This window comes from Ectopseudomonas oleovorans, assembly GCF_003052605.1.
GTDB classification, from domain to species: Bacteria; Pseudomonadota; Gammaproteobacteria; order Pseudomonadales; family Pseudomonadaceae; genus Aquipseudomonas; species Aquipseudomonas oleovorans_A.
The window spans coordinates 15093-38297 of record NZ_QASO01000030.1; the positions used below are offsets into that span (position 1 = coordinate 15093).

Annotated in this window: 19 protein-coding genes; 6 read left to right on the forward strand and 13 right to left on the reverse strand. The window is 61.9% G+C overall.

Going from position 1 to position 23205, the window contains the following annotated elements; translation table 11 throughout:
* Positions 1 to 13 precede the first annotated feature (13 nt).
* Both DBO86_RS04720 and cobA read left to right on the forward strand, forming a co-directional pair.
* Positions 14 to 2731, forward strand: a complete 2718-nt coding sequence (locus DBO86_RS04720; RefSeq protein ID WP_108233103.1) for a nitrate reductase — start codon at positions 14 to 16, stop codon at positions 2729 to 2731.
* A gap of 92 nt (positions 2732 to 2823) precedes the next feature.
* Positions 2824 to 3567: a uroporphyrinogen-III C-methyltransferase gene (gene cobA / locus DBO86_RS04725; RefSeq protein ID WP_003460072.1), complete on the forward strand. Its 744-nt coding sequence runs from the start codon at positions 2824 to 2826 to the stop codon at positions 3565 to 3567.
* Between the two features lie 154 nt (positions 3568 to 3721).
* Here cobA and DBO86_RS04730 read toward each other — a convergent pair whose 3' ends face one another.
* The 8 genes from DBO86_RS04730 to ppsA form a co-directional block, all read right to left on the reverse strand.
* The gene (locus DBO86_RS04730; protein WP_108233104.1) at positions 3722 to 4702 is read right to left on the reverse strand and encodes an OmpA family protein; all 981 of its coding nucleotides are present in this window, start codon (positions 4700 to 4702) and stop codon (positions 3722 to 3724) included.
* 108 nt (positions 4703 to 4810) lie between these two features.
* The gene (sigX, locus tag DBO86_RS04735; protein ID WP_104728919.1) at positions 4811 to 5401 is read right to left on the reverse strand and encodes an RNA polymerase sigma factor SigX; all 591 of its coding nucleotides are present in this window, start codon (positions 5399 to 5401) and stop codon (positions 4811 to 4813) included.
* 82 nt (positions 5402 to 5483) lie between these two features.
* The gene (locus tag DBO86_RS04740) at positions 5484 to 6308 is read right to left on the reverse strand and encodes a mechanosensitive ion channel family protein (protein ID WP_104728917.1); all 825 of its coding nucleotides are present in this window, start codon (positions 6306 to 6308) and stop codon (positions 5484 to 5486) included.
* A 1-nt stretch (position 6309) separates the two neighbouring features.
* The gene (locus tag DBO86_RS04745; RefSeq protein ID WP_017676816.1) at positions 6310 to 6555 is read right to left on the reverse strand and encodes a hypothetical protein; all 246 of its coding nucleotides are present in this window, start codon (positions 6553 to 6555) and stop codon (positions 6310 to 6312) included.
* 55 nt (positions 6556 to 6610) lie between these two features.
* Complete coding sequence (locus DBO86_RS04750) at positions 6611 to 7597, reverse strand: zinc transporter ZntB (RefSeq protein WP_108233105.1); 987 nt, start codon at positions 7595 to 7597, stop codon at positions 6611 to 6613.
* Positions 7598 to 7601: 4 nt separating this feature from the next.
* Positions 7602 to 8090 carry a ribonuclease E activity regulator RraA gene (rraA, locus tag DBO86_RS04755; protein WP_104728913.1) on the reverse strand — a complete coding sequence of 163 codons (489 nt, stop codon included), beginning with the start codon at positions 8088 to 8090 and terminating at the stop codon, positions 7602 to 7604.
* Positions 8091 to 8287: 197 nt separating this feature from the next.
* Positions 8288 to 9277, reverse strand: coding sequence for an alpha/beta fold hydrolase (locus DBO86_RS04760; protein ID WP_108233106.1), 990 nt, complete (start codon positions 9275 to 9277; stop codon positions 8288 to 8290).
* A gap of 170 nt (positions 9278 to 9447) precedes the next feature.
* On the reverse strand, positions 9448 to 11820 hold the full coding sequence (ppsA, locus tag DBO86_RS04765) for a phosphoenolpyruvate synthase (RefSeq protein WP_108233107.1): 2373 nt from the start codon (positions 11818 to 11820) through the stop codon (positions 9448 to 9450).
* Between the two features lie 181 nt (positions 11821 to 12001).
* Between ppsA and ppsR the strand changes: the two genes are divergently transcribed.
* On the forward strand, positions 12002 to 12820 hold the full coding sequence (ppsR, locus tag DBO86_RS04775) for a posphoenolpyruvate synthetase regulatory kinase/phosphorylase PpsR (protein ID WP_003460051.1): 819 nt from the start codon (positions 12002 to 12004) through the stop codon (positions 12818 to 12820).
* Between the two features lie 66 nt (positions 12821 to 12886).
* Here ppsR and prpF read toward each other — a convergent pair whose 3' ends face one another.
* The 5 genes from prpF to DBO86_RS04800 all read right to left on the reverse strand — a co-directional run bounded on the left by prpF (position 12887) and on the right by DBO86_RS04800 (position 19815).
* The gene (gene prpF / locus DBO86_RS04780; protein WP_108233108.1) at positions 12887 to 14074 is read right to left on the reverse strand and encodes a 2-methylaconitate cis-trans isomerase PrpF; all 1188 of its coding nucleotides are present in this window, start codon (positions 14072 to 14074) and stop codon (positions 12887 to 12889) included.
* Positions 14075 to 14274: 200 nt separating this feature from the next.
* Positions 14275 to 16884, reverse strand: coding sequence for a Fe/S-dependent 2-methylisocitrate dehydratase AcnD (gene acnD, locus DBO86_RS04785; protein ID WP_167399095.1), 2610 nt, complete (start codon positions 16882 to 16884; stop codon positions 14275 to 14277).
* 14 nt (positions 16885 to 16898) lie between these two features.
* Positions 16899 to 18056: a bifunctional 2-methylcitrate synthase/citrate synthase gene (gene prpC / locus DBO86_RS04790; RefSeq protein WP_108233110.1), complete on the reverse strand. Its 1158-nt coding sequence runs from the start codon at positions 18054 to 18056 to the stop codon at positions 16899 to 16901.
* A 137-nt stretch (positions 18057 to 18193) separates the two neighbouring features.
* Positions 18194 to 19081, reverse strand: coding sequence for a methylisocitrate lyase (gene prpB, locus DBO86_RS04795; RefSeq protein WP_003460043.1), 888 nt, complete (start codon positions 19079 to 19081; stop codon positions 18194 to 18196).
* Positions 19078 to 19815, reverse strand: coding sequence for a GntR family transcriptional regulator (locus DBO86_RS04800; protein ID WP_003460041.1), 738 nt, complete (start codon positions 19813 to 19815; stop codon positions 19078 to 19080). The genes prpB and DBO86_RS04800 overlap by 4 nt, the downstream gene beginning before the upstream one ends.
* Positions 19816 to 20120: 305 nt before the next feature.
* On the opposite strand from DBO86_RS04800, the gene rloA reads away from it, so the two are divergent.
* From rloA to DBO86_RS04815, 3 genes are read left to right on the forward strand one after another with little or no spacing between them, the layout of a single operon-like run.
* The gene (rloA, locus tag DBO86_RS04805) at positions 20121 to 20657 is read left to right on the forward strand and encodes a retropepsin-like aspartic peptidase RloA (RefSeq protein WP_039964566.1); all 537 of its coding nucleotides are present in this window, start codon (positions 20121 to 20123) and stop codon (positions 20655 to 20657) included.
* 5 nt (positions 20658 to 20662) lie between these two features.
* Positions 20663 to 22189, forward strand: coding sequence for an osmotic stress tolerance membrane protein RloB (rloB, locus tag DBO86_RS04810; protein WP_074858220.1), 1527 nt, complete (start codon positions 20663 to 20665; stop codon positions 22187 to 22189).
* Positions 22190 to 22193: 4 nt separating this feature from the next.
* A complete protein-coding gene (locus DBO86_RS04815; protein ID WP_003460034.1) occupies positions 22194 to 23180 on the forward strand; it encodes an alpha-L-glutamate ligase-like protein in 987 nt (328 codons plus the stop codon).
* The last annotated feature ends 25 nt before the right edge of the window (positions 23181 to 23205 follow it).

The window sequence follows — 23205 nt, forward strand, 5'->3', positions numbered from 1 at the left end:
AGGAGCTCCGAACATGGCCAGCCCCACTCAAGTCACCGCCTCCACCTGCTGCTACTGCGGCGTGGGCTGCGGCGTGCTGATCGAGCACGACGGCGAGAAGATCCTCGGCGTCGCCGGCGACCCCAGCCACCCGGCCAACTTCGGCAAGCTTTGCAGCAAAGGCTCGACCCTGCACCTGACCGGCGACCTCGACGCCCGTGCCCTCTACCCCGAGTTGCGCCTGGGCAAGGGCCTGGCACGTTCACGCACGGACTGGGACAGCGCCCTGGACCACGCCGCGGCGGTGTTCGCCGAGACCATCCGCGAGCACGGCCCGGACAGCGTGGCCTTCTATATCTCCGGCCAGTTGCTGACCGAGGACTACTACGCCTTCAACAAGTTGGCCCGTGCCCTGGTCGGCACTCATAACATCGACTCCAACTCGCGCCTGTGCATGTCCAGCGCGGTGGTCGGCTACAAGCGCAGCCTCGGCGCCGACGCCCCGCCCTGCAGTTACGAAGACATCGAGCGAAGCGACTGCCTGCTGATCGCCGGCTCCAACATGGCCTACGCCCACCCGGTGCTGTTCCGCCGCCTGGAAGAAGCCAAGGCTCGCCGCCCCGAGATGCAGATCATCGTCATTGATCCGCGGCGCACCGACACCTGCGAGCTGGCCGACCTGCACCTGGCGATCCTACCCGGCACCGACGTGGCGCTGTTTCACGGCATCCTGCATATCCTGCTGTGGGAAGGCTGGATCGACCGCCGCTATATCGACGCCCATACCGAAGGCTTCGAGGCGCTGAAGAACCTGGTGCGCGACTACAGCCCGGCGGCCACCGCCGACATCTGCGGCATCAGCCTGGACAGCCTGCAGCGCTGCGCCGAGCTGATCGGCCGTGCGCCCTCCTTCCTCTCGCTGTGGTGCATGGGGCTCAACCAGTCCTCGTCTGGCAGCGCGAAGAACAGCGCGCTGATCAACCTGCACCTGGCCACCGGGCAAATCGGCAAGCCCGGCGCCGGCCCCTTCTCGCTGACCGGCCAGCCCAATGCCATGGGCGGCCGCGAAACCGGCAGCCTGAGCAACCTGCTGCCTGGCCACCGCGAGGCTGGCAATGCCGAACACCGCGCCGAAGTCGCTACCTACTGGGGCGTCGACGCCCTGCCGGAGACGCCCGGGCTGTCCGCCATCGAGCTGTTCGATGCGGTGCACGACGGCCGTATCAAGGCGTTGTGGATCGCCTGCACCAACCCGGCCCAATCGCTGCCGAACCAGAACAAGGTGCACGAGGCTCTGGCCGCCTGTCCCTTCGTCGTGGTGCAGGAAGCCTTTTGCACCACCGAGACCTGCCGTTACGCCGATCTGCTGCTGCCCGCCGCCAGTTGGGGCGAGAAGGAAGGCACGGTGACCAACTCCGAGCGCCGCGTCAGCCACGTACGCCGCGCCGTGCCAGCGCCCGCAGAGGCGCGGCCCGATTGGTCGATCACCTGCGACTTTGCCCGTCGCCTGGAAACGCTGCTGCGCCCCGGCCTGCCCAGCCTGTTCGATTTCGCCGACAGCGAAGCGCTGTTCGAGGAATACAAGCACCTGACCGCCCAGCGCGACCTTGACCTCTCGGGGCTGAGCTACGCGCTGCTGGATAACCTAGGTCCGCAACAGTGGCCGTTTGCACCTGGCGCGCGCCAGGGCACCGCGCGGCTCTATGCCGACGGCCGCTTCCCCACCACCAGTGGGCGCGCGCAGTTCCATGCCGACCCGTATCGCGCGCCGAAGGAAAAACGCGAGGCGCGCTATTCGCTCACCCTCAACACCGGCCGCCTGCGCGACCAGTGGCACGGCATGAGCCGCACCGGCACCGCCGCACGCCTGTTCGGCCATGTCGAGGCCGCCGTGCTCGGCCTGCATCCGGATGAGCTGCGTCGCCGCCGCCTGCAGGACGGCGATCTGATCAAGCTGCGCAGCCGTCGCGGCAGTCTGATCCTGCCGGTACAAACCGACGAATCGGTGCGCCCCGGTCAGGCCTGGCTGCCGATGCACTGGGGCGACCGCTTCCTCAAGGGTTTGGGCACCAACGTTCTGACCCAGCCGGCTTTCGATCCGTTATCCAAACAACCGGAGCTCAAGCATGCTGGTGTTGAGGTGGACAAGGTCGAGCTGCCCTGGCAACTGTTCGCCCTGGTCGAAGGCGAGGTGCAGAGCCGCTTCGAGGCCCTGCGCCCGCTGTTCGAGGACTTCGCCTACGCCAGCCTCACCCCCACCGGTCGCGAGCGCCCCGCTCTGCTGATCCGCGCCGCCAGCGCCGTGGCGCCGCAGCCCGAGCTGCTGGCGCAGATCGACCGCCTACTGCGCCTGAACCAGGGCCCAGTGCTGGCCTACGACGACCCGCGCCGCGCGGTGGGCAAGCGCGTTCGCATCGAGGACGGTCGCATCGTCAGCATCCGCCTGGCCGGCGAAACCGCTGCCAGCGAATGGCTCAGAAGCCTGTGGCTGGATGGCCAGGCCGACGCCGATCTGCGCCGCTGGCTGCTGGCCCCCCTCTCCGTGCCGCCGGGCAACGCCAGCGCCAACACACGCGGCAAGACCCTGTGCAACTGCCTGAACGTCAGCGAAGGCGCGGTGTGCGCCGGCATCGAGCGTGGCCTGGATCTCGATGGCCTCAAACAAACGCTCAAGTGCGGCACCAGCTGCGGCTCCTGCGTACCCGAAATCAAACGCCTGTTGGCGCAACAGTCCACTGCAGTGAACGCATGAATTGATCGCAGAGCGTCCCCGAATCCGTTCCCGCGCCGGAGCGTGGGAACCAGCGGCAAACGCCGGCACGTGACACGAGAGAGGTGGTGAACATGAGCGCAAAAGTCTGGCTGGTAGGTGCTGGCCCTGGTGATCCCGAGCTGCTGACGCTCAAGGCGGTCAAGGCGCTGAATCAGGCCGAGATCGTGATGATCGACGATCTGGTCAACCCGGCCGTACTGGAGCACTGCCCCGGCGCGCGTATCGTCTCGGTGGGCAAGCGCGGCGGTTGTCGCTCCACCCCGCAGGCCTTCATCCATCGCCTGATGCTGCGCTATGCACGCCAGGGCAAGTGCGTGGTGCGCCTCAAAGGCGGTGATCCGTGCATCTTCGGCCGCGGCAGCGAGGAAGCCGAGTGGCTCGGCGAGCACGGCATCGAAGTGGAGATGGTCAACGGCATCACCGCCGGGCTGGCCGGTGCCACCAACTGCGGCATTCCTCTGACCCTGCGCGGTGTGGCCCGTGGCGTGACCCTGGTCACCGCCCACACCCAGGACGACAGCAGCCTGAACTGGGCGGCACTGGCCCAGAGCGGCACCACATTGGTGGTCTATATGGGCGTCGCCAAGCTGGCGGACATCCAGATCGGGTTGCTCGCCGGCGGTATGCGCGGCGAAATGCCGGTAGCGATGATCGAGAACGCCTCGTTACCCGAGCAACGCGAATGCCGCAGCAGCCTCGCGGCCATGCAGCATGACGCGGCAGCATTCGCCCTGAAGAGCCCGGCTATTCTGGTGATCGGCGAAGTCGTCCGCGCCAGCAGCTCGCTCAGCATGCCCCAGCGTCTGCATGCCTGAGCGCTACGCAGTCATTGCCTGCGATTCGCTGCGAGGCGCAGCTCCAACACCTGGGTAAATCGACGCGGTGTGGCTGGCATTGCCCATTGCGGGCTTTTATCCCAGAAAAAAGAAACCCGGCCGAAGCCGGGTTTCTCTTACAGCACCAGAAGCATTACTGCTGGATCTGGGCTTCCACTTCAGCTTCAACGCGACGGTTGATAGCGCGACCGGCGTCGGTGGCGTTGTCAGCTACCGGGCGGGTTTCGCCGTAGCCAACAGCGTTGACGCGGTTGCCATCTACACCGTACTGGTTGACCAGTACGTTACGCACGGCGTTGGCGCGACGCTCGGACAAACCCTGGTTGTAAGCGTCAGAACCGACGGAGTCAGTGTGACCTTCAACGGTGGTGGTGGTCTGCGGGTACTGGTTCATGAAGTCAGCCAGGTTCTTGATGTCGCCGTAGCTTTCTTCTTTGACGAGGTCTTTGTCGAAGTCGAACTTGACGTCCAGCTCAACACGAACGGTTTCCAGAGCCGGCTCCGGAGCAGGCTCAGGCATCGGCTCGGGTGCAGCAGCTACGACCGGAGCCGGAGCAGGCTTGCTGCCACCACCGAAGTTCAGACCAACACCCACGCCAGCTTGCCACTCGGTGTCGCTCTGGTCGATGTTGTACAGAGCGTCAACGCCAGCACGGGCGTAGAACATTTCGGTGAAGTAGTACTTGGCACCAGCTCCAGCGATAGCCAGGGTGGAGTGGTTACGACCACCGCTGTTGGCGTCGCCGATGCTCTGATGGCCGAAACCGGCAGAGACGTACGGACGCAGACCAACACCCGGCTGACCGAAGTGGTAGATGGCCTTCAGGTCGGTCAGGTTGCCCTTGATGTTCTTGCTGCCTTGCGAACCTTCACCACGCAGGTCATGGTACTCGCCATAGGACAGCGCCAGCTCGACGTCGTCGGTCAGGTAGTAGCCGATGCTGCCACCGAACAGGTTGCCTTCGTCGTGAGCGAAATCGCGCTGAACGTCGGTGAAGTAGCGATTGACGAAGCCCTCCACCTCGACAGCGCCTTGGCCTTGCGCCAGCGCGCCGAAGGAGGTTGCGGCAACGAGAGAGCCAATGACTACGCCCAAGGTGTTTTTTACTTTCATCCGTTAAATCCCCATCTTGGTGGTTAATAAGTCGCCGTTAACTTCAGGCGGCAACTTGGCGGCGATTTTAGCAGGTTTCGCCACTCCCTTAGTGGTCGGCAAGCTGAACTAAGTTTCGGAAGTTTCCGAAAATTTGTCCCGCAACCGATCCAAAGCGCGCTTGTAGCGCATCTTCGTTGCGCTCAAGCCCATGTGCATGATGTCGGCAATCTCTTGAAACTCGAGCTCTGCGACAAAACGTAGCACCAGAATCTCGCGATCGATCGGGTTGACATGAACCAACCAGCGATCCAAACCGCCTCGCTCCTCGACTTTGGGTGTCTTGTCGTCGGAAGCTTCTTCGAGCGGATCCAAACTCAAGGCGTCAATCAATCGACGCTTGCGCCGCTCTTTTCGATACTGAGTAATGCATTCGTTGTAGGTGATGCTATAGAGCCAAGTCTTGAACTTGGACTTACCCTCAAAGTTCTTCAGGCCATAGAGAACCTTGAGCATCACCTCCTGACAGACATCGTCAGCATCCCTTTCGTTCCCTAAATAACGCGCACACACGTTAAATAATGTGCGCTGGTAGCGTCTCATCAGCTCTTCATAAGCACGAGTGATATGAAACAGCTCGTCGTGGGCGCGTGCCACCAGCTCTTCATCGGTGAGCTCGCGGGGGTCGTAGCGCGTTGGCAGGGCTTGAGCTTTGTTCAAAACGAGTCGGGCCGACAGTCAGGACGAAAAGTGCCCGACAGGTCACGCCTGTCGGGCAGCTGCATAAAATAACAGATTGGCGTCAGCGACTGTTCACGCGTTGCTCGAGCATCACTCGATTGGCCACCGATACCAGCTCACCGGTATCAGTCAACAGGGTGGTTTTCACTGTGCCGATCTCTTCGATCTGGCCTTCGACCTCACCCACCTGCACATGTTGCCCGACCTGATACAGCTCGCGCACATAAATGCCAGCGAGAATCTGGCTGGCGATATCGCGGCTACCCAGGCCCAATGCCAGCGCGACCGCCAGGCCAACGGAGATCAGTACGATGGCGATGACGTTGTTGAGCAGGTCGGTCTTGATTTCCAGCTGACCGATGGCCACCGAGATGCTGATGATGATCACCAGGCCCTGTGCCACACGTCCCAAGCCGTTGGCATACTCCAGGCCGACGCCTTCGGCGGCGCCACGCACTAGGCTGCTGACCAGTTGCGCCAGGAGCACGCCAGCCAGCAGCACCAGCGCCGCGCCGAACACCTTGGGCAGATACAGCGCCAGCACGTCAAGGGTCGCGGAAACACGTTGCAGACCGAGCGATTCAGCGGCAGACACCAGGAAGATCAGCAGCACGAACCAGTAAACGATCTTGCCGATCAGGGTCGATACCGACGCATGAATGCCGACGCGCGCCAGCAGCTTGGTCAGGCCGGTACCGGTCATCAAACGGTCCAGGCCAACCTTGCCAAGCAGCTTGGACAGCAGCGTGTCGAGCAACTTGGCCACGACGAAGCCAAGCAATACCAGTACCAGCGCCACGAACAGATTGGGGATGAAGCCAGCAACCTTGGCCCACAATGCGGTCATCGCGGAGATCAGGCTTTGGGTCCAGGGATCGAGTTCCATTTCAGTCAGCCTTATCAGCAGAAGCAGAGGATTGGGTACGGCGCGAAACCGGCGCGACATGCGCCGAACCGTTGTTCAGGGCGATCATCAGGGCCTGCGCCCAGTGGCCTACCAGGCTGAACAGGTCACCAGCGCCGACCTGGCGGTTGGCGGTCTTGAGAACCCGGTGCAGGCAAGCATCGTCGTCATGGCTGGACGACGAGGACTTGAGCAAATCGCGTAGAGACTCTTCAAATGGATCGTGCATGCGCACCTCACGGGATGTCACGGCTAGACGCAGTAGCCGGCGGATGAGTCACACATCACAGCCAACGCCAACGTCGAAAAAGCAGCAGTTGACCCAGCGCCAGAAGGATCATCAGGCCACAGGCGATAAAGAAGCCGATCGGGCTTTCGGAGCCTGGAATCCCGCCGACATTGATGCCCAGCAGCCCCGTGAGAAAAGTCAGCGGCAGGAACATGCCGGCGATCACGGTAAAACGGTACATGATGCGGTTCATCCGCTCTGCAAGGCGCTGATTCTCAGCTTCCAGTACCAGGCCGACGCGCTCGCGAATCAGCTCCAGCTCTTCCAGATAGCGGGTCAGGCGATTGTTAAGCTCGTTCCAGTAGTCACCGTCGTCCTCGACGAACCAGGGCTGTCGATTACGCACCAGCTGCGCGTAGAGATCGCGCTGCGGCGCGAGAAACCGACGCAAACTGGCCGCACGCCGACGCACCTGCAACACCAGGCCGTGATCGGGACGATAGCGCTCGTCAGCGTCCAGACGATCCTCTTCGACATCGAGCTGCTCGCTCAACTCGGCGATCAGATCATCGACGCGACTGGTGAGGTGACGGGCGAGCTCCAGGAGCAGCTCGGACGACGTCTTCGGCCCCTTGCCCGCGAGCAGATCAGCAATCAATGCATCGGTTGCGTGCAGTGGACGCTGACGCAGGGAGATCACCCGCCGGGCATCAGCGAAGATACGTACCGAAACCATGTCTTCCGGTTCTGCGCCTGGATTACGGTTGACCCCGCGCAAGAACAACAGCAGCTCATCATCGGGCAGGGGCAATAGACGCGGCCGGGTATTTTCCTCGAGCAGCAGGTTGCAGCTGAATTCATCCAGCCCGCTGTGCTCACGTAACCAGCGCTGTGACTGCTCCTGGCCGCGATCCCAGTGCAGCCACAGGCTTTCCTGCTCGCCTAACTGCAGGCCATCCAGTTCATGGCGAGTGATGCTGTGTGCACCGCCCCGACCATCGAGCACGAAGGCATGCAGCAACGCCGAATCCTGATCCTGCATCGGCTTATTCCGGCATGCTCAGGGCTTGCGGGGAAACGATGATGCCGTTGTTGTCGGCGTACAGATAATCGCCCGGTTTGAAGGTCACGCCGCCAAAGCTGACGGGCACATTCAGATCGCCGATGCCGCGCTTGTCGGTTTTCATCGGATGACTGGCCAGCGCCTGCACGCCCAGAACGGTCTGTGCGATGACATCCACATCACGAATGCAGCCATATACGACGATGCCTTCCCAGCCGTTCTTGGCGGCCTTCTCGGCCAGCATGTCACCGAGCAGCGCACGTCGCAGGGAACCGCCGCCATCCACGACCAGGACCTTGCCCTGACCAGGCAGATCGACCTGCTCCTTCACCAGCGAGTTGTCTTCATGGCACTTGATGGTGACGATCTGACCGCCGAAAGAATCGCGGCCGCCGTAGTTGGCGAACATCGGCTCGACGACCTGAACCAGTTCCGGATAGGCATCGCACAGATCAGGGGTGATGTAGTGCATGGCAGAACTCCTCTCGACGTAGGGTGGGGCAGGCAGTCATCTGCATGGCCTGCTGAAAGCGGGGCAATTCACGTTGCACAACGGCCAAGTGCTCGAGCAAAGCGAACAGCGAAACGGCAGCAGCCCGGGAAATGACCAGGCAGGCGCTGCGCGTCACATCTTACCGTTAAGCACCCGCCGAAGAAACGCTTGGCCCTTCAAAGCCCCTCACTGGGCAACGGCTCGGCAAAACCATCAGGCAATTGCAGATGCTGCAGCCAATACTCGACCAGTGACCACACCTCACGTTGCGCGTCCTTGCTGACCAGCATTTCGATGTGGCCAAAGTCACTGGAGAAGCCGTTCTCCTTGCCCAGCAGTAAGAACTGCGACGGCGCCGCACTGCACTGTTCCAGCAGCTTGCGACATGCCCAGGCTGGATCCTGCTGATCGGCCGCAGCTCCTACCGCCAGAATCGGCACGCGCACCTGAGTCAGCCCCGCCCACCAATCCTGATCGGCATCACCGAAACGCCCGAACAGCTTGAGCCAACGCAGGGTTTCCAGTGCCAGCCCGATGGGTTCGTCTTCCGGGCCGCGCTTCAGGCGCCGCCCGGACAAGTAGGGAAAGCTGCGCAGCAGCAGGCGCGCCCCCCACTCCAACGGCGGTAATTTGAGCGGCCAGTAGATGCGGCTGACCTGGCTGCCGAACAGTGCTGCCGAACGCGCGCGTGAGGTTTGCAGGTAGCTGCCGCCCAGCGCCGCCGCCAGAACTACGCCACCAAGCGAGTGCCCCAGCCAATGTGGCGCCTGCCCGGTCTGTTCAAAAATGAAATCGGCAATCGCCGGCAGGTCGTAACGCACGTACTGCGCCACGTTGTTGTCGCGGTAGCCTTCGTTGCGTGGCGACAGGCCGTGGCCGCGCATTTCGGCGATCCACACATCGAATCCCGCGCGCGCCAGGTAAGGCCCCAGGCCAATGCCCTTGGGCGAATACCAGAAGCGCCGATTGGAAAAGCTGCCGTGCAGCAATACCACGGGCACGCCGCGCTCGCCTTCCGCCCCTGCGCGACCGAGCCGGGTCAAGGCCAGCTCGACGCTGGAATCCGGGCTGTTGTTGGGCTTGAGAAGATAGACGTCTTCACTGAGATCGCCACGCAGCTCGGCACTCATCAGGGAAACGGGAAAAAGCTCACTACTGCTTTGCATGAATCAGATGACCGCACCGGCAAGACGCCATAAAAGAATAACGACACGCATAAAAAAACCGCCGGGAGCGATATCGCATATCGCTGGCGACGGCTTGGGATGAGTGGTAAAACGCGCTGGACACCAAAAAGGGCGGGATCAACCCGCCCTTTCTGGATTGATCACAGACCTCAGGCTGGCTGAGCCTCAGCCAGGAAGAACCAGGTGTCGAGTACCGAGTCCGGGTTCAGCGACACGCTCTCGATACCCTGCTCCATCAGCCACTTGGCCAGATCCGGATGGTCCGAAGGGCCCTGGCCGCAGATGCCGATGTACTTGCCGGCCTTGTTACAGGCAGCGATGGCATTGGCCAGCAGCTTCTTCACCGCAGGGTTACGCTCATCGAACAGGTGGGCAACGATGCCGGAGTCACGGTCCAGGCCCAGAGTCAGCTGGGTCAGGTCGTTGGAGCCGATAGAGAAGCCATCGAAGAACTCGAGGAACTCCTCGGCCAGAATGGCGTTGGACGGCAGCTCGCACATCATGATGACCTTCAGGCCGTCCTGACCACGGGCCAGGCCATTGCTGGCCAGCAGCTCGACCACTTGCGAGGCCTCACCCAGGGTACGCACAAACGGCACCATGATCTCGACGTTGGTCAGGCCCATCTCGCCCCGCACCTTCTTCAGCGCACGGCATTCCAGCTCGAAGCAGTCACGGAACGACTCGCTGATGTAACGCGAAGCACCGCGGAAGCCCAGCATCGGGTTCTCTTCTTCCGGCTCGTACAGCTTGCCGCCGATCAAGTTGGCATATTCGTTGGACTTGAAGTCCGACAGGCGCACGATGACCTTCTTCGGCCAGAAGGCGGCGGCCAGGGTGCTGATACCCTCAACCAGCTTCTCGACGTAGAAGTTGACCGGATCACCGTAGCCGGCGATGCGTTTCTCGACGCTGTCCTTGATCTCCGGCGGCAGGCTGGAGAAGTTCAGCAGCGCCTTCGGGTGCACGCCGATCATGCGGTTGATGATGAACTCCAGACGAGCCAGGCCAACACCTTCGTTCGGCAGTTGAGCGAAATCGAAAGCGCGATCCGGGTTACCGACGTTCATCATGATCTTGAACGGCAGATCCGGCATGGCATCGACCGAGTTCTTGCGGATGTCGAAGCCCAGTTCGCCTTCGAAGATGAAGCCGGTATCGCCTTCAGCGCAGGATACGGTCACACCCTGACCGTCCTTGAGTACGCTGGTGGCGTTGCCGCAACCGACCACGGCCGGAATGCCCAGCTCACGGGCGATGATTGCTGCGTGGCAGGTGCGGCCGCCGCGGTTGGTGACGATGGCGCTGGCGCGTTTCATCACCGGCTCCCAGTCCGGGTCGGTCATGTCGGAAACCAGCACATCGCCCGGCTGCACCTTGTCCATCTCGGATACGTCGTGGATCACGCGCACCTTGCCGGCGCCGATGCGCTGGCCGATGGCACGGCCTTCGACCAGCACGGTGCCCTTCTCTTTGAGCAGGTAGCGCTCCATCACGGTGGCGCTGGAGCGACTCTTAACAGTTTCCGGACGGGCCTGCACGATGTACAGCTTGCCGTCGTCACCGTCCTTGGCCCACTCGATATCCATTGGGCGACCATAGTGTTTCTCGATGATCAGTGCCTGCTTGGCCAGCTCGCTGACCTCGGCGTCGCTGATGCAGAAACGCGCGCGCTCGGCGCGGTCGACTTCTACGGTCTTCACCGAGCGACCAGCCTTGGCTTCGTCGCCGTAGACCATCTTGATCGCCTTGCTGCCCAAGTTGCGACGCAGAATGGCCGGGCGCCCCGCTTCCAGGGTCGGCTTGTGCACGTAGAACTCGTCGGGGTTCACTGCGCCCTGCACGACGGTCTCACCGAGGCCATAGGCGCCGGTGATGAACACCACGTCACGGAAGCCCGATTCGGTGTCCAGGGTGAACATCACACCGGCGGTGCCGGTTTCCGAACGCACCATACGCTGCACGCCAGCGGACAGGGCGACCAGCTTGTGGTCGAAGCCCTGGTGCACGCGATAGGCGATGGCGCGGTCGTTGAACAGCGAGGCGAAGACTTCCTTGGCGGCGCGGATCACGTTGTCCACGCCACGGATGTTGAGGAAGGTTTCTTGTTGGCCGGCGAAGGATGCATCCGGCAGGTCTTCGGCGGTGGCCGAGGAACGCACGGCCACGGCCATGTTGTCGTTGCCGGCGCTCATGGTGGCGAAGGCTTCACGAATCTGCTTGTCCAGCTCGGCGGGGAACTCGGCGTCCATCACCCATTGGCGAATCTGCGCGCCGGTCTTGGCCAGGGCGTTGACGTCATCGACATCGAGCGTGTCGAGCGCTGCGTGGATCTGCGCATTCAGGCCGCTCTGCTCGAGAAAGTCGCGGTAGGCCTGAGCCGTAGTGGCGAAACCGCCGGGCACCGAGACACCGGCGCCGGCCAGGTTGCTGATCATCTCGCCGAGGGATGCGTTCTTGCCCCCCACATGCTCAACATCGTGATTGCCGAGCTTATCGAGGGAAACTACGTACTCTACCAAGGTGATCTCTCCACTAACTGTATTGGAAAAGCTCAGCGGGCTGCGCAATGTCGAACGACCGAGGTCGCGCGATTGTGGCCTTGCCCTTGAATAAGTAACAATGCCAGAACCCGTGGGCCCCGGCGAAAAACGCGGCCTATCATAGCCAAGAATCGAACTCAGCTTAAGGCCTTTGGCGCAAATGAAACGAACCGCTTTCTTCATCTCCGACGGCACCGGCATCACCGCCGAAACCCTGGGTCAGAGTCTGCTCGCGCAGTTCGAGAACATTCAGTTCACCAAACTAACGCGCCCTTATATCGACAGCGCCGATAAAGCGCGCGCCATGGTACAACAAATCGATGCCGCCGCTGAAAGGGACGGTGTGCGTCCGATCATCTTCGACACCATCGTCAATCGCGATATTCGAGCCATTCTCGATACCGCCAATGGTTTCATGATCGATATCTTCTCGACCTTTCTCTCGCCGCTGGAACAGGAGTTGAGCTCGCACTCTTCCTACTCCGTCGGCAAGTCGCACTCCATCGGTCAGCACTCCAACTATATGGAGCGTATCGAGGCGGTGAACTTCGCCCTCGACAATGACGACGGCGCCCGCACCCACTATTACGACAAGGCCGATCTGATCCTGGTCGGCGTATCACGCTGCGGCAAGACGCCCACCTGCCTGTATATGGCCATGCAATATGGCATTCGCGCAGCCAACTACCCGCTGACCGAAGACGACATGGAGCGCCTGCAACTTCCGGAGTCGCTGAAAAAATACCGCGACAAGCTGTTCGGCCTGACCATCGATCCGGATCGCCTTACCGCCATCCGCCATGAACGCAAGCCCAACAGCCGCTACGCCAGCTTCGCCCAATGTGAGTTCGAGGTGCGTGAAGTGGAAAGTCTGTTCCGTCGCGAAAATATCGCCTTCATCAACTCCACGCATTTCTCGGTCGAGGAGATTTCGGCCAAGATCCTGGTGGAAAAAGGTGTTGAACGACGCCTTAAATAACCACCATAAGCTCATGTTTCAAAAGAGAAAAGGCTCGATACTTCGAGCCTTTTCTAGTTTCAGCGGTTAGAAGCTGCCACCCGGCACACGCACCCAGCCCTCCATGAGGATGCGCGCACTGCGGCTCATCACTGCCTTGGTCACTGCCCACTGACCATCGACCAGACGAGCCTGTGCACCAACACGCAAGGTGCCGGACGGATGGCCAAAACGCACCGCCTCGCGCTCGCCGCCGCCAGCGGCCAGGTTGACCAACGTACCTGGTATCGCCGCCGCCGTGCCGATGGCCACCGCACAAGTGCCCATCATCGCGTGGTGCAGTTTGCCCATCGACAGCGCGCGCACCAGCAGATCGACATCGCCAGCTTTTACATCCTTGCCGCTGGATGTGCGGTAATCCTTGGGCGGACTGACGAAGGCGATCTTCGGGGTGTGCTGACGTGTCGCAGCCTCCTCGGCCGTCTTGATCAGCCCCATGCGCAGCGCACCAGCGATGCGGATCTGCTCGAAGCGCGCCAGTTGCGCCGGATCGCCATTGATGGCCTCGCGCAGCTCGGTACCCTGGTAGCCGATGTCCTCAGCATTGACGAACACCGTCGGGATGCCGGCAGTGATCATGGTCGCCTTGAAGATGCCAATGCCCGGCACCTCGAGGTCATCGACCAGATTGCCGGTGGGGAACATCGAACCGCCCTCCTCACCATCGTCGGACGGGTCGAGGAACTCCAGCACGATCTCCGCCGCCGGGAAGGTCACCCCGTCCAGTTCGAAGTCACCGGTTTCCTGCACCTGGCCACCCGTGACCGGTACATGGGCGATGATGGTTTTCTGGATATTGGCCTGCCAGATACGCACTACGCAGGTGCCGTTGTCGGGAATCCGTGCGGGGTCGACCAGACCGGCATGGATGGCGAAGGCACCGGCCGCGGTGGACAGGTTGCCGCAGTTGCCGCTCCAGTCGACAAAGGCCTTGTCGATGGAGACCTGACCGTAGAGGTAGTCGACATCGTGATCGGGCTGGCTGCTTTTCGACAGAATCACGCATTTGGAGGTGCTCGACGTGGCGCCGCCCATGCCGTCGATCTGCGCCGAGTACGGATCGGGGCTGCCGATCACGCGCATGAACAGCCTGTCGCGCGCCTCGCCCGGCACCTGGCAACGCTCAGGCAGATCCTGCAGGCGAAAGAACACGCCCTTGCTGGTGCCGCCACGCATGTAGGTGGCGGGGATTTTCACTTGCGGCAGATAAGCCATGAGTGCAGTCCTGAAGTAGCCCGGATGCAATCCGGGAATGACGGTGCTCGCTTTTCGCCGGATTGCATCCGGGCCTCGCGCTACCGGCTTTTCGTAGGAGCGAGCTCTGCTCGCGAATAGCCTCGCAACGAAGCTTGGTTCGCGAGCAGAGCTCGCTCCTACAGAAGTTGTACCGGCCCGCTCGCGGGCCGGTCGTTACATCAAGCCACCGCACCTTCGAGGAAGTCCTTGGCGAAGCGCTGCAGCACGCCGCCGGCCTTGTACACGCTGACATCCGCCGCGGTATCCAGTCGGCAGGTCACCGGCACCCGAACCACTTCACCGTTACGGCGATTGACCACCAGGGTCAGGTCGCAGCGCGGCGAGATATCGCCCTCGATGTCATAGGTTTCGGTGCCGTCCAGCCCCAGGGTCAGGCGCGTGGTGCCCGGTTTGAACTCTACCGGCAGCACGCCCATGCCCACCAGGTTGGTGCGGTGGATGCGCTCGAAGCCTTCGGCGACGATCACTTCCACGCCCGCCAAACGTACGCCCTTGGCCGCCCAATCCCGCGACGAGCCCTGGCCGTAGTCGGCACCAGCGACGATGATCAGGTTCTGCTTGCGGTTCATGTAGGTCTCGATGGCTTCCCACATGCGCATCACCTGGCCTTCCGGCTCGACGCGGGCCAGCGAGCCCTTCTTCACCTGGCCGTCGACCACAGCCATCTCGTTGACCAGTTGCGGGTTGGCGAAGGTGGCGCGCTGTGCGGTCAGGTGGTCGCCACGGTGGGTGGCGTAGGAGTTGAAGTCCTCCTCCGGCAGGCCCATTTTCGCCAGGTACTCACCGGCGGCCGAGTCCGCCAGGATGGCGTTGGACGGCGACAGGTGGTCGGTGGTGATGTTGTCCGGCAGGATCGCCAGCGGACGCATGCCCTTGAGCGTGCGCTCGCCGGCCAGCGCACCCTCCCAGTAAGGCGGGCGGCGGATGTAGGTGGACATCGGCCGCCAGTCGTACAGCGGGCTGTCGGCTTCCTTCACCGTCCCGAGGTCGAACATCGGGATATAGATCTGCTTGAACTGCTCGGGCTTGACGCTCGCCGCGACTATGGCGTCGATCTCCTCGTCGCTCGGCCACAGGTCCTTCAACGTGATGGGGTTGCCCTGGGCATCGGTGCCCAGCGCGTCCTGCTCGATATCGAAGCGCACGGTACCGGCAATGGCATAGGCCACAACCAGCGGTGGCGAAGCGAGGAAGGCCTGCTTGGCATAGGGATGGATGCGCCCGTCGAAGTTGCGGTTGCCTGAGAGCACAGCGGTGGCGTACAGGTCGCGGTCGATGATTTCTTTCTGAATCTTCGGATCGAGCGCGCCGGACATGCCGTTACAGGTGGTGCAGGCGTAGGCGACGATGCCGAAACCGAGCTTCTCCAGTTCCGGCAGCAGGCCAGCCTCTTGCAGATACAGCTTGGCGACTTTCGAACCTGGAGCGAATGACGTCTTCACCCAGGGCTTGCGCACCAGGCCCAGCGCGTTGGCCTTCTTCGCCACCAGACCAGCAGCGATGACGTTGCGCGGGTTGGAGGTGTTGGTGCAGCTGGTGATGGCGGCGATGATCACCGCGCCATCGGGCATCAGCCCCTGGGCTTCTTCACCCTTGCCAGCTTGCAGCTTGGCTTCGTCAGCGATGCCACGCTCGGCCAGCGCCGAGGTCGGCAGGCGGCGATGCGGGTTGCTTGGCCCAGCCATGTTGCGCACCACACTGCCCAGATCGAAGCGCAACACACGCTCGTACTCGGCGGTTTTCAGCGCGTCGCTCCACAGACCCAGGGTCTTGGCGTAGTTTTCTACCAGCGCCACCTGTTCCGGCTCGCGACCGGTGAGCTTGAGGTAGTCGATGGTCTGGCCGTCGATGTAGAACATCGAGGCGGTGGCGCCGTATTCCGGGCACATGTTGGAGATGGTCGCGCGATCACCGATGGACAGGCTGTCCGCCCCTTCACCGAAGAACTCGACCCAGGCCCCCACCACCCTTTCCTTGCGCAGGAACTCGGTGATAGCCAGGACGATATCGGTGGCGGTGATGCCGGGCTGGCGCTTACCAGTCAGCTCGACGCCGACGATATCGGGCAAGCGCATCATCGACGGGTGGCCGAGCATCACCGTCTCGGCCTCCAGGCCGCCGACGCCAATGGCGATCACGCCCAGGGCATCCACGTGCGGAGTGTGCGAGTCGGTGCCGACGCAGGTATCGGGGAAGGCAATGCCGCCGCGTGCCTGGATCACCGGGCTCATTTTCTCCAGGTTGATCTGGTGCATGATGCCGTTGCCGGCCGGGATCACGTCGACGTTCTTGAACGCGGTCTTGGTCCAGTCGATGAAATGGAAGCGATCCTCGTTGCGGCGATCCTCGATGGCGCGGTTCTTCTCGAAGGCATCCGGATCGAAGCCCGGCGCCTCGACGGCCAGCGAATGGTCGACGATCAACTGGGTCGGCACCACCGGGTTGACCTTGGACGGGTCACCACCTTTTTCTGCGATGGCATCGCGCAGGCCGGCCAGATCCACCAGCGCGGTCTGACCGAGAATGTCATGACAGACCACCCGCGCCGGATACCAGGGAAAGTCCAGGTCGCGCTTGCGGTAGACCAGCTGTTCCAGCGAGGCCGTCAGATCCTGCGGCTCGCAGCGACGCACCAGTTGCTCGGCGAGTACGCGCGAGGTGTAGGGCAGCTTGTCCCAGGCACCGGCCTGGATCGCCTCGACCGCCTCACGTGCGTCGAAGTAATCCAGTGCGGTGCCGGTCAGGCGCTTGCGGTATTGGCTATTCACGGTGTCGTTCATGGTTATTTACGATCCTTGAGCGGTACGAACTTCAGGTCTTCGGGGCCTGTGTAGTTGGCGCTCGGGCGGATGATTTTGCCGTCGATACGCTGCTCGATGACGTGCGCCGACCAGCCGGCAGTGCGGGCGATGACGAACAGCGGGGTGAACATGGCGGTGGGCACGCCCATCATGTGGTAGCTCACGGCGCTGAACCAGTCGAGGTTGGGGAACATCTTCTTGATGTCCCACATGATGGTTTCCAGACGCTCGGCGATGTCGAACATCTTGGTGTTGCCCTGCTCCACGGACAGCTCGCGGGCCACTTCCTTGATCACCTTGTTGCGCGGGTCGCTCACGGTGTAGACCGGATGACCGAAGCCGATCACCACTTCCTTACGCCCTACTCGCTCGCGGATATCGGCCTCAGCCTCGTCCGGGCTGTCGTAGCGCTTCTGCACCTCGAAGGCCACTTCGTTGGCGCCGCCGTGTTTCGGCCCGCGCAACGCGCCAATAGCGCCAGCGATGCAGGAGAACAGGTCGGAACCGGTGCCGGCGATCACCCGCGAGGTGAAGGTCGAGGCGTTGAACTCGTGCTCGGCATACAGATTCAGCGAGGTGTGCATGGCGCGCACCCAGGACTCGCGTGGCTTCTCGCCGTGCAACAGATGGAGGAAGTGGCCGCCGATGGAGTCGTCGTCGGTTTCCACCTCGATGCGCTTGCCGTTGTGGCTGTAGTGGTACCAGTACAGCAGCGCCGAGCCCAGGCTGGCCATCAGCTTGTCGGCGATATCACGGGCGCCAGGGTGGTTGTGATCGTCCTTTTCCGGCGCCAGGCAGCCGAGTACGGAGACTGCGGTACGCATCACGTCCATCGGGTGCGCCGAAGGCGGCAGTTGCTCAAGTGCCGCCTTCACCCCGGCCGGCAGGCCGCGCAGAGCCTTGAGCTTAGCCTTGTAGCCGGCCAGTTCGGCGACGTTGGGCAGCTTGCCGTGCACCAGCAGGTGAGCGATCTCCTCGAACTCGCAGCGATTGGCAAAATCGAGCACGTCATAGCCACGGTAATGCAGGTCGTTACCGGTGCGGCCAACGGTGCACAGCGCGGTATTGCCGGCGGCTGTGCCGCTGAGGGCAACGGATTTCTTCGGCTTGAAGCCTGGCGTGGTTTCGGTGGCACTCATGGTTATCTCCTCGACTCTTTTTGTTCTGCTGTGCTCTGCGTAGGGTGCCGGGCGGTGATCCGCCTCAGCCCACCGGCAGTGCTGACACGGTGGGCTGAAGCGAATCGTCGCCCGGCCCACCCTACGACCTTGCTGGTTTACTTCTTGCCGGCGGCGAACAGCGCGTCGAGCTTCTGCTCGAAGGCGTGGTAGCCGATGCGGTCGTAGAGTTCGGCGCGGGTCTGCATCAGCTCGATCACATCCTTCTGGTGGCCGTTCTGGCGGATCGAGGTGTAGACACTTTCGGCCGCCTTGTTCGCCGCGCGGAAGGCCGACAGCGGGTAGAGCTGGATGGCCACGCCGACCGACGCCAGTTCATCGCGGGTGAACAGCGGCGTGGCGCCGAATTCGGTGATGTTGGCCAGTACCGGCACATTCAGCGCGTCAACAAAGCGCTTGTAGGTCGGCAGGTCATAAGCGGCCTCGGCGAAGATGCCATCAGCACCTGCCTCGACGTAGGCCTGGCAGCGCTCGATGGCGGCATCCACGCCCTCGGCCTGGATGGCGTCGGTGCGGGCGATGAGGAAGAAGTCCGGGTCAGTCTTGGCATCGGCGGCGGCCCTGACACGGTCGACCATTTCCTCGCAGGAGACGATCTCCTTGCCCGGACGGTGACCGCAGCGCTTGGCACCCACCTGATCCTCGATATGCGCAGCGGCAGCACCGGCCTTGATCAGGTTCTTGATGGTGCGTTCGATATTGAAGGCACTGGGGCCAAAGCCGGTGTCAATATCCACCAGCAGCGGCAGGTCACAGACATCGGTGATGCGGCGCACGTCTGTGAGCACGTCATCCAGGGTGTTGATGCCCAGATCCGGCAAGCCGAGCGAGCCGGCGGCGACACCGCCACCGGACAGGTAAATAGCGCGAAAGCCCGCGCGCTTGGCCAGCAGTGCATGGTTGGCGTTGATCGCACCGATAACCTGCAGTGGCTGCTCCTCGGCGAGGGCCTGGCGGAAACGCTGGCCGGCGGAAAGCTGGGTCATGAATCACCTCGAGTCTTGGATGAAGGGGTGAGCGCTTCCTGTCCACATTGGGAAACGTAGTGGCGCTCGATATTGCGCTTGGAGGCGCCGATGTGGCGGCGCATCAGCAATTCGGCCAGTTCACCGTCACGAGCTTCGATGGCGTCGAGAATGCGGTGGTGCTCGGCGAAGGCCTGGTGCGGCCGATTGGGTGTGGTGGAGAACTGCAGTCGGTACATGCGCACCAACTGGTACAGCTCGTCGCACAGCAGCTTGGCCAGGGTGCGATTGCCGCTGCCCTGGATGATCCGGTAGTGGAAGTCGAAGTCGCCTTCCTGCTGGTAGTAGCCGACACCAGCCTTGAACGCGGCATCCTGCTCGTGCAGCTCCAGCACCTGGCGTAGCTCATCGATCTCCTGCTGGGTCATGCGCTCGGCCGCCAGGCGGCAGGCCATGCCTTCGAGCGACTCGCGAATCTCGTACAGCTCGACCAACTCGGCATGACTGAGCGACACCACCCGCGCCCCCACATGTGGCACGCGCACCAGCAGCTTCTGCCCTTCCAGGCGATGAATGGCCTCGCGTAGAGGGCCACGACTGATGCCATAGGTGCGCGCCAGCTCGGGCTCAGAGATCTTGCTACCCGGGGCGATCTCGCCTTTGACGATAGCGGCCTGGATCAGACGGAAGACGTGCTCGGAAAGCGTCTCCGAATCCACCTGCGGCGCTGCTGACGCATCTGATTGAAGCAGCATGATTGTCAACACCAATAGATATTCAGGGCGATATAACTACACCATAAAGCCAAAAATGTCAAAGCAGACCAAAGCATTGTCGACAATACGTCCAGCTCGCCCGATCAGGCAAACCGCCACCTTACTTGCAGAAAGCTACATAAGCGTCTGTCGGCACGTAAAATCCCCATGTTAGAATCCAACTGTTCCTGCCTGGCCATCTCCTTTTGCCATGCCTGCTAGACTTCACGGCAGAAAGTTGTATGGCAGGATGCCTGCGAGTTGCTGCCCCCATCCCGCCACTGGCAATACCCTCTCAAGGACACATGAGACTGAAACCCTTCTCTTTGCTGATCTGCCTGCTGACCTTGTCCTGCCCTGCTCTGGCCATGGGCAAGTCGATCTATGGTCTGAATGAATATATTCACGTAGAAGAACTGGACCTGCAGGTAGCCGCCAAACTCGACACTGGCGCCAAAACCGCGTCCTTGAGTGCCCGCGATATCAAACGCTTCAAGCGTGACGGAGAAACCTGGGTGCGTTTCGTGCTGGCCATCGACAATGCCCAAGAGCGCACCATCGAGCGTCCGCTGGCGCGAATCAGCAAGATCAAACGCCGTGCTGGCGATTTCGACCCCGATGAAGGCAAGACCTATACGGCACGCCCGGTAATCGACCTTGAATTGTGCATGGGCAAGACCCTGCGCATGATCGAAGTGAACTTGACCGACCGAAGCGCATTCCAATACCCGCTTCTGATCGGCTCCGAAGCGCTCAAGCACTTCGAGGCCATAGTCGATCCAAGCCTTAAATATGCAGCCGGCAAACCCGACTGCACCAATGACGCAACCCCTGGCGAGTAATTCCCATGCGCTCTCTGAACCTGCATCTGAAAGTCCTGATCACCCTCCTGGTGGCCCTGGGCGTTCTGATTACGGCATACCAAATCTTCATTCTCGGCATTCCGGTGACCGAGGATGAGACCGACGATCTGTGGAACATCGACGCCAAGGTCGAATTCCAGGCCAACCCGCGTGAGCCGGTGAAGCTGCAGATGTTCGTCCCGCCGCTGAACCAGGACTACGTCAGCCTCAACGAGAGCTTCATCTCCAACAATTACGGCGTCAGCGTCAACCGTGTCGACGGCAACCGCCGCGTCACCTGGTCGGCACGTCGTGCCAATGGCAAGCAGACCCTCTATTACCGACTGGTTCTGACCAAGCGTTACAGCGGCGAGCAGGCGCCTGCAAAAGGCCCGATCTTCCGCGACAGCATCCCGGTCGAAGGCCCCGAGAAGATCGCGGCCGAAGCCCTGCTGGCGCCGATCCGCCAGCACTCGGCGGATGTCGAAACCTTCATCAGCGAAACCATCAAGCGCGTCAACAACGTCAATGACGACAACGTCAAGTTGCTGCTCGGCGGCGACGCCTCCATCGCCAACAAGGCCAAGGCCGTCGACTTGCTGTTGTCCATCGCCCATGTGCCGATGGAGCGTGTGCACACCATTCGCCTGCAGGCCGAAGTGGCGCAGTCGCCGGAGCTTTGGCTGCGCAGCTTCAACGGTCAGAAGTGGCTGTATTTCAACCCGAAAACCGGTGAACAGGGCCTGCCGGAAGACCGCCTGATCTGGTGGATCGGCGACGGTGATCTGGTCAGCCTCGAAGGCGGCCGTCAGGCGCAAGTCAGCTTCAGTCTGAACAACAGCGAGATGAACGCCATCCGCCTAGCCAAACTGACCGATGAGAACACCGACGCCAGCTTCCTCGAATACTCGCTGTACGGCCTGCCGCTGCAGACCCAGCAGACCTTCATGGTCATGGTGATGATCCCGATTGGCGTGCTGGTCATCCTGATCCTGCGCAACCTCGGTGGCTTGCAGACGCTGGGCACCTTTACCCCGGTGCTGATCGCTCTGGCCTTCCGCGAAACCCAGCTGGGCTTCGGTATCTTTTTGTTTACCGTGATCACTGCACTCGGCCTGTCACTACGCTCGTACCTCGAACACCTGAAGCTACAGATGTTGCCGCGCCTGTCGGTGGTCTTGACCTTCGTCGTGGTGCTGATCGCCGCCATCAGCCTGTTCAGCCACAAGCTGGGCCTAGAGCGTGGTCTGTCGGTGGCGCTGTTCCCGATGGTGATTCTGACCATGACCATCGAACGCCTGTCGATCACCTGGGAAGAGCGCGGCGGCAGCCATGCCTTCAAGGTCGCCATCGGCACCCTGTTCGCCGCCACCATCGCCCACCTGCTGATGAGCGTGCCCCAACTGGTGTACTTCGTGTTCACCTTCCCGGCGATCCTGCTGATTCTGGTGGCTTTCATGCTGGCGATGGGCCGTTACCGCGGCTACCGCCTGACCGAACTGTTCCGTTTCAAAGCCTTCCTCAAGGACTAAGACCATGTTCGGCCTAATCAAAACGTGGAAGGCCCTTGAAGCCAAAGGCATCATGGGCATCAACCGACGCAATGCGGATTACGTGCTGAAGTACAACAAACGGCACCTGTACCCGATCGTCGACGACAAGATCATCACCAAGGAGCGGGCCATTGAGGCCGGCATCGATGTGCCGGAGCTGTACGGCATCATCGACACCGAAAAAGGCATCGACAAACTCGACGAGATCATCGCCGGGCGCACCGATTTCGTCATCAAGCCGGCGCAGGGCGCCGGCGGTGACGGCATCATGGTCATCGCCGACCGCTTCGAGGACCGATTCAAGACGGTGTCCGGCAAGATCGTCAGCCACGAGGAACTGGAGCAGCAGATTTCCAACATCCTCTCCGGTCTGTACTCGCTCGGCGGTCACCGCGACCGTGCGCTGATCGAATATCGCGTGACCCCGGACACCATCTTCAAGAGCATCAGCTACGAAGGCGTGCCGGACATCCGCATCATCGTGCTCATGGGCTACCCGGTGATGGCCATGCTGCGTCTGCCGACCCGCCAGTCCAACGGCAAGGCCAACCTGCACCAGGGCGCCATCGGCGTCGGCGTCGACCTGGCCACCGGCGTGACCCTGCGCGGCACCTGGCTGAACAACAAGATCAGCAAGCACCCGGACACCACCAATGCGGTGGACGGCGTGCAACTGCCGAACTGGGACGGTTTCATGAAGCTCGCTGCCGGCTGCTACGAGTTGTGTGGCCTGGGTTACATAGGCGTGGACATGGTGCTGGACCAGGACAAGGGCCCGCTGATTCTCGAGCTCAATGCCCGCCCCGGCCTGAATATCCAGATCGCCAATGACTGTGGCCTGACCCACCGCGCCCATGCCGTGGAAGCCCGCCTGGAAGAACTGAAAGCCAAGGGTATTCAGGAAGACGCAGAAGAGCGCGTGCGTTTCTCCCAGGAGCTGTTTGGTCACGTCGCCAGCAAGGAAATCTGACCAGCGAACGTCGTAAGGTGCTGCC

What these genes read in the sequence shown, in the direction of transcription:
- DBO86_RS04720 (WP_108233103.1), top strand. Translation starts at nt 14, where the DNA reads ATGGCCAGCCCCACTCAAGTCACCGCCTCCACCTGCTGCTACTGCGGC.
- cobA (WP_003460072.1), top strand. Translation starts at nt 2,824, where the DNA reads ATGAGCGCAAAAGTCTGGCTGGTAGGTGCTGGCCCTGGTGATCCCGAG.
- DBO86_RS04730 (WP_108233104.1), bottom strand. Translation starts at nt 4,702, where the DNA reads ATGAAAGTAAAAAACACCTTGGGCGTAGTCATTGGCTCTCTCGTTGCC.
- DBO86_RS04740 (WP_104728917.1), bottom strand. Translation starts at nt 6,308, where the DNA reads ATGGAACTCGATCCCTGGACCCAAAGCCTGATCTCCGCGATGACCGCA.
- DBO86_RS04745 (WP_017676816.1), bottom strand. Translation starts at nt 6,555, where the DNA reads ATGCACGATCCATTTGAAGAGTCTCTACGCGATTTGCTCAAGTCCTCG.
- DBO86_RS04750 (WP_108233105.1), bottom strand. Translation starts at nt 7,597, where the DNA reads ATGCAGGATCAGGATTCGGCGTTGCTGCATGCCTTCGTGCTCGATGGT.
- rraA (WP_104728913.1), bottom strand. Translation starts at nt 8,090, where the DNA reads ATGCACTACATCACCCCTGATCTGTGCGATGCCTATCCGGAACTGGTT.
- DBO86_RS04760 (WP_108233106.1), bottom strand. Translation starts at nt 9,277, where the DNA reads ATGCAAAGCAGTAGTGAGCTTTTTCCCGTTTCCCTGATGAGTGCCGAG.
- ppsR (WP_003460051.1), top strand. Translation starts at nt 12,002, where the DNA reads ATGAAACGAACCGCTTTCTTCATCTCCGACGGCACCGGCATCACCGCC.
- prpF (WP_108233108.1), bottom strand. Translation starts at nt 14,074, where the DNA reads ATGGCTTATCTGCCGCAAGTGAAAATCCCCGCCACCTACATGCGTGGC.
- prpC (WP_108233110.1), bottom strand. Translation starts at nt 18,056, where the DNA reads ATGAGTGCCACCGAAACCACGCCAGGCTTCAAGCCGAAGAAATCCGTT.
- prpB (WP_003460043.1), bottom strand. Translation starts at nt 19,081, where the DNA reads ATGACCCAGCTTTCCGCCGGCCAGCGTTTCCGCCAGGCCCTCGCCGAG.
- DBO86_RS04800 (WP_003460041.1), bottom strand. Translation starts at nt 19,815, where the DNA reads ATGCTGCTTCAATCAGATGCGTCAGCAGCGCCGCAGGTGGATTCGGAG.
- rloA (WP_039964566.1), top strand. Translation starts at nt 20,121, where the DNA reads ATGAGACTGAAACCCTTCTCTTTGCTGATCTGCCTGCTGACCTTGTCC.
- rloB (WP_074858220.1), top strand. Translation starts at nt 20,663, where the DNA reads ATGCGCTCTCTGAACCTGCATCTGAAAGTCCTGATCACCCTCCTGGTG.
- DBO86_RS04815 (WP_003460034.1), top strand. Translation starts at nt 22,194, where the DNA reads ATGTTCGGCCTAATCAAAACGTGGAAGGCCCTTGAAGCCAAAGGCATC.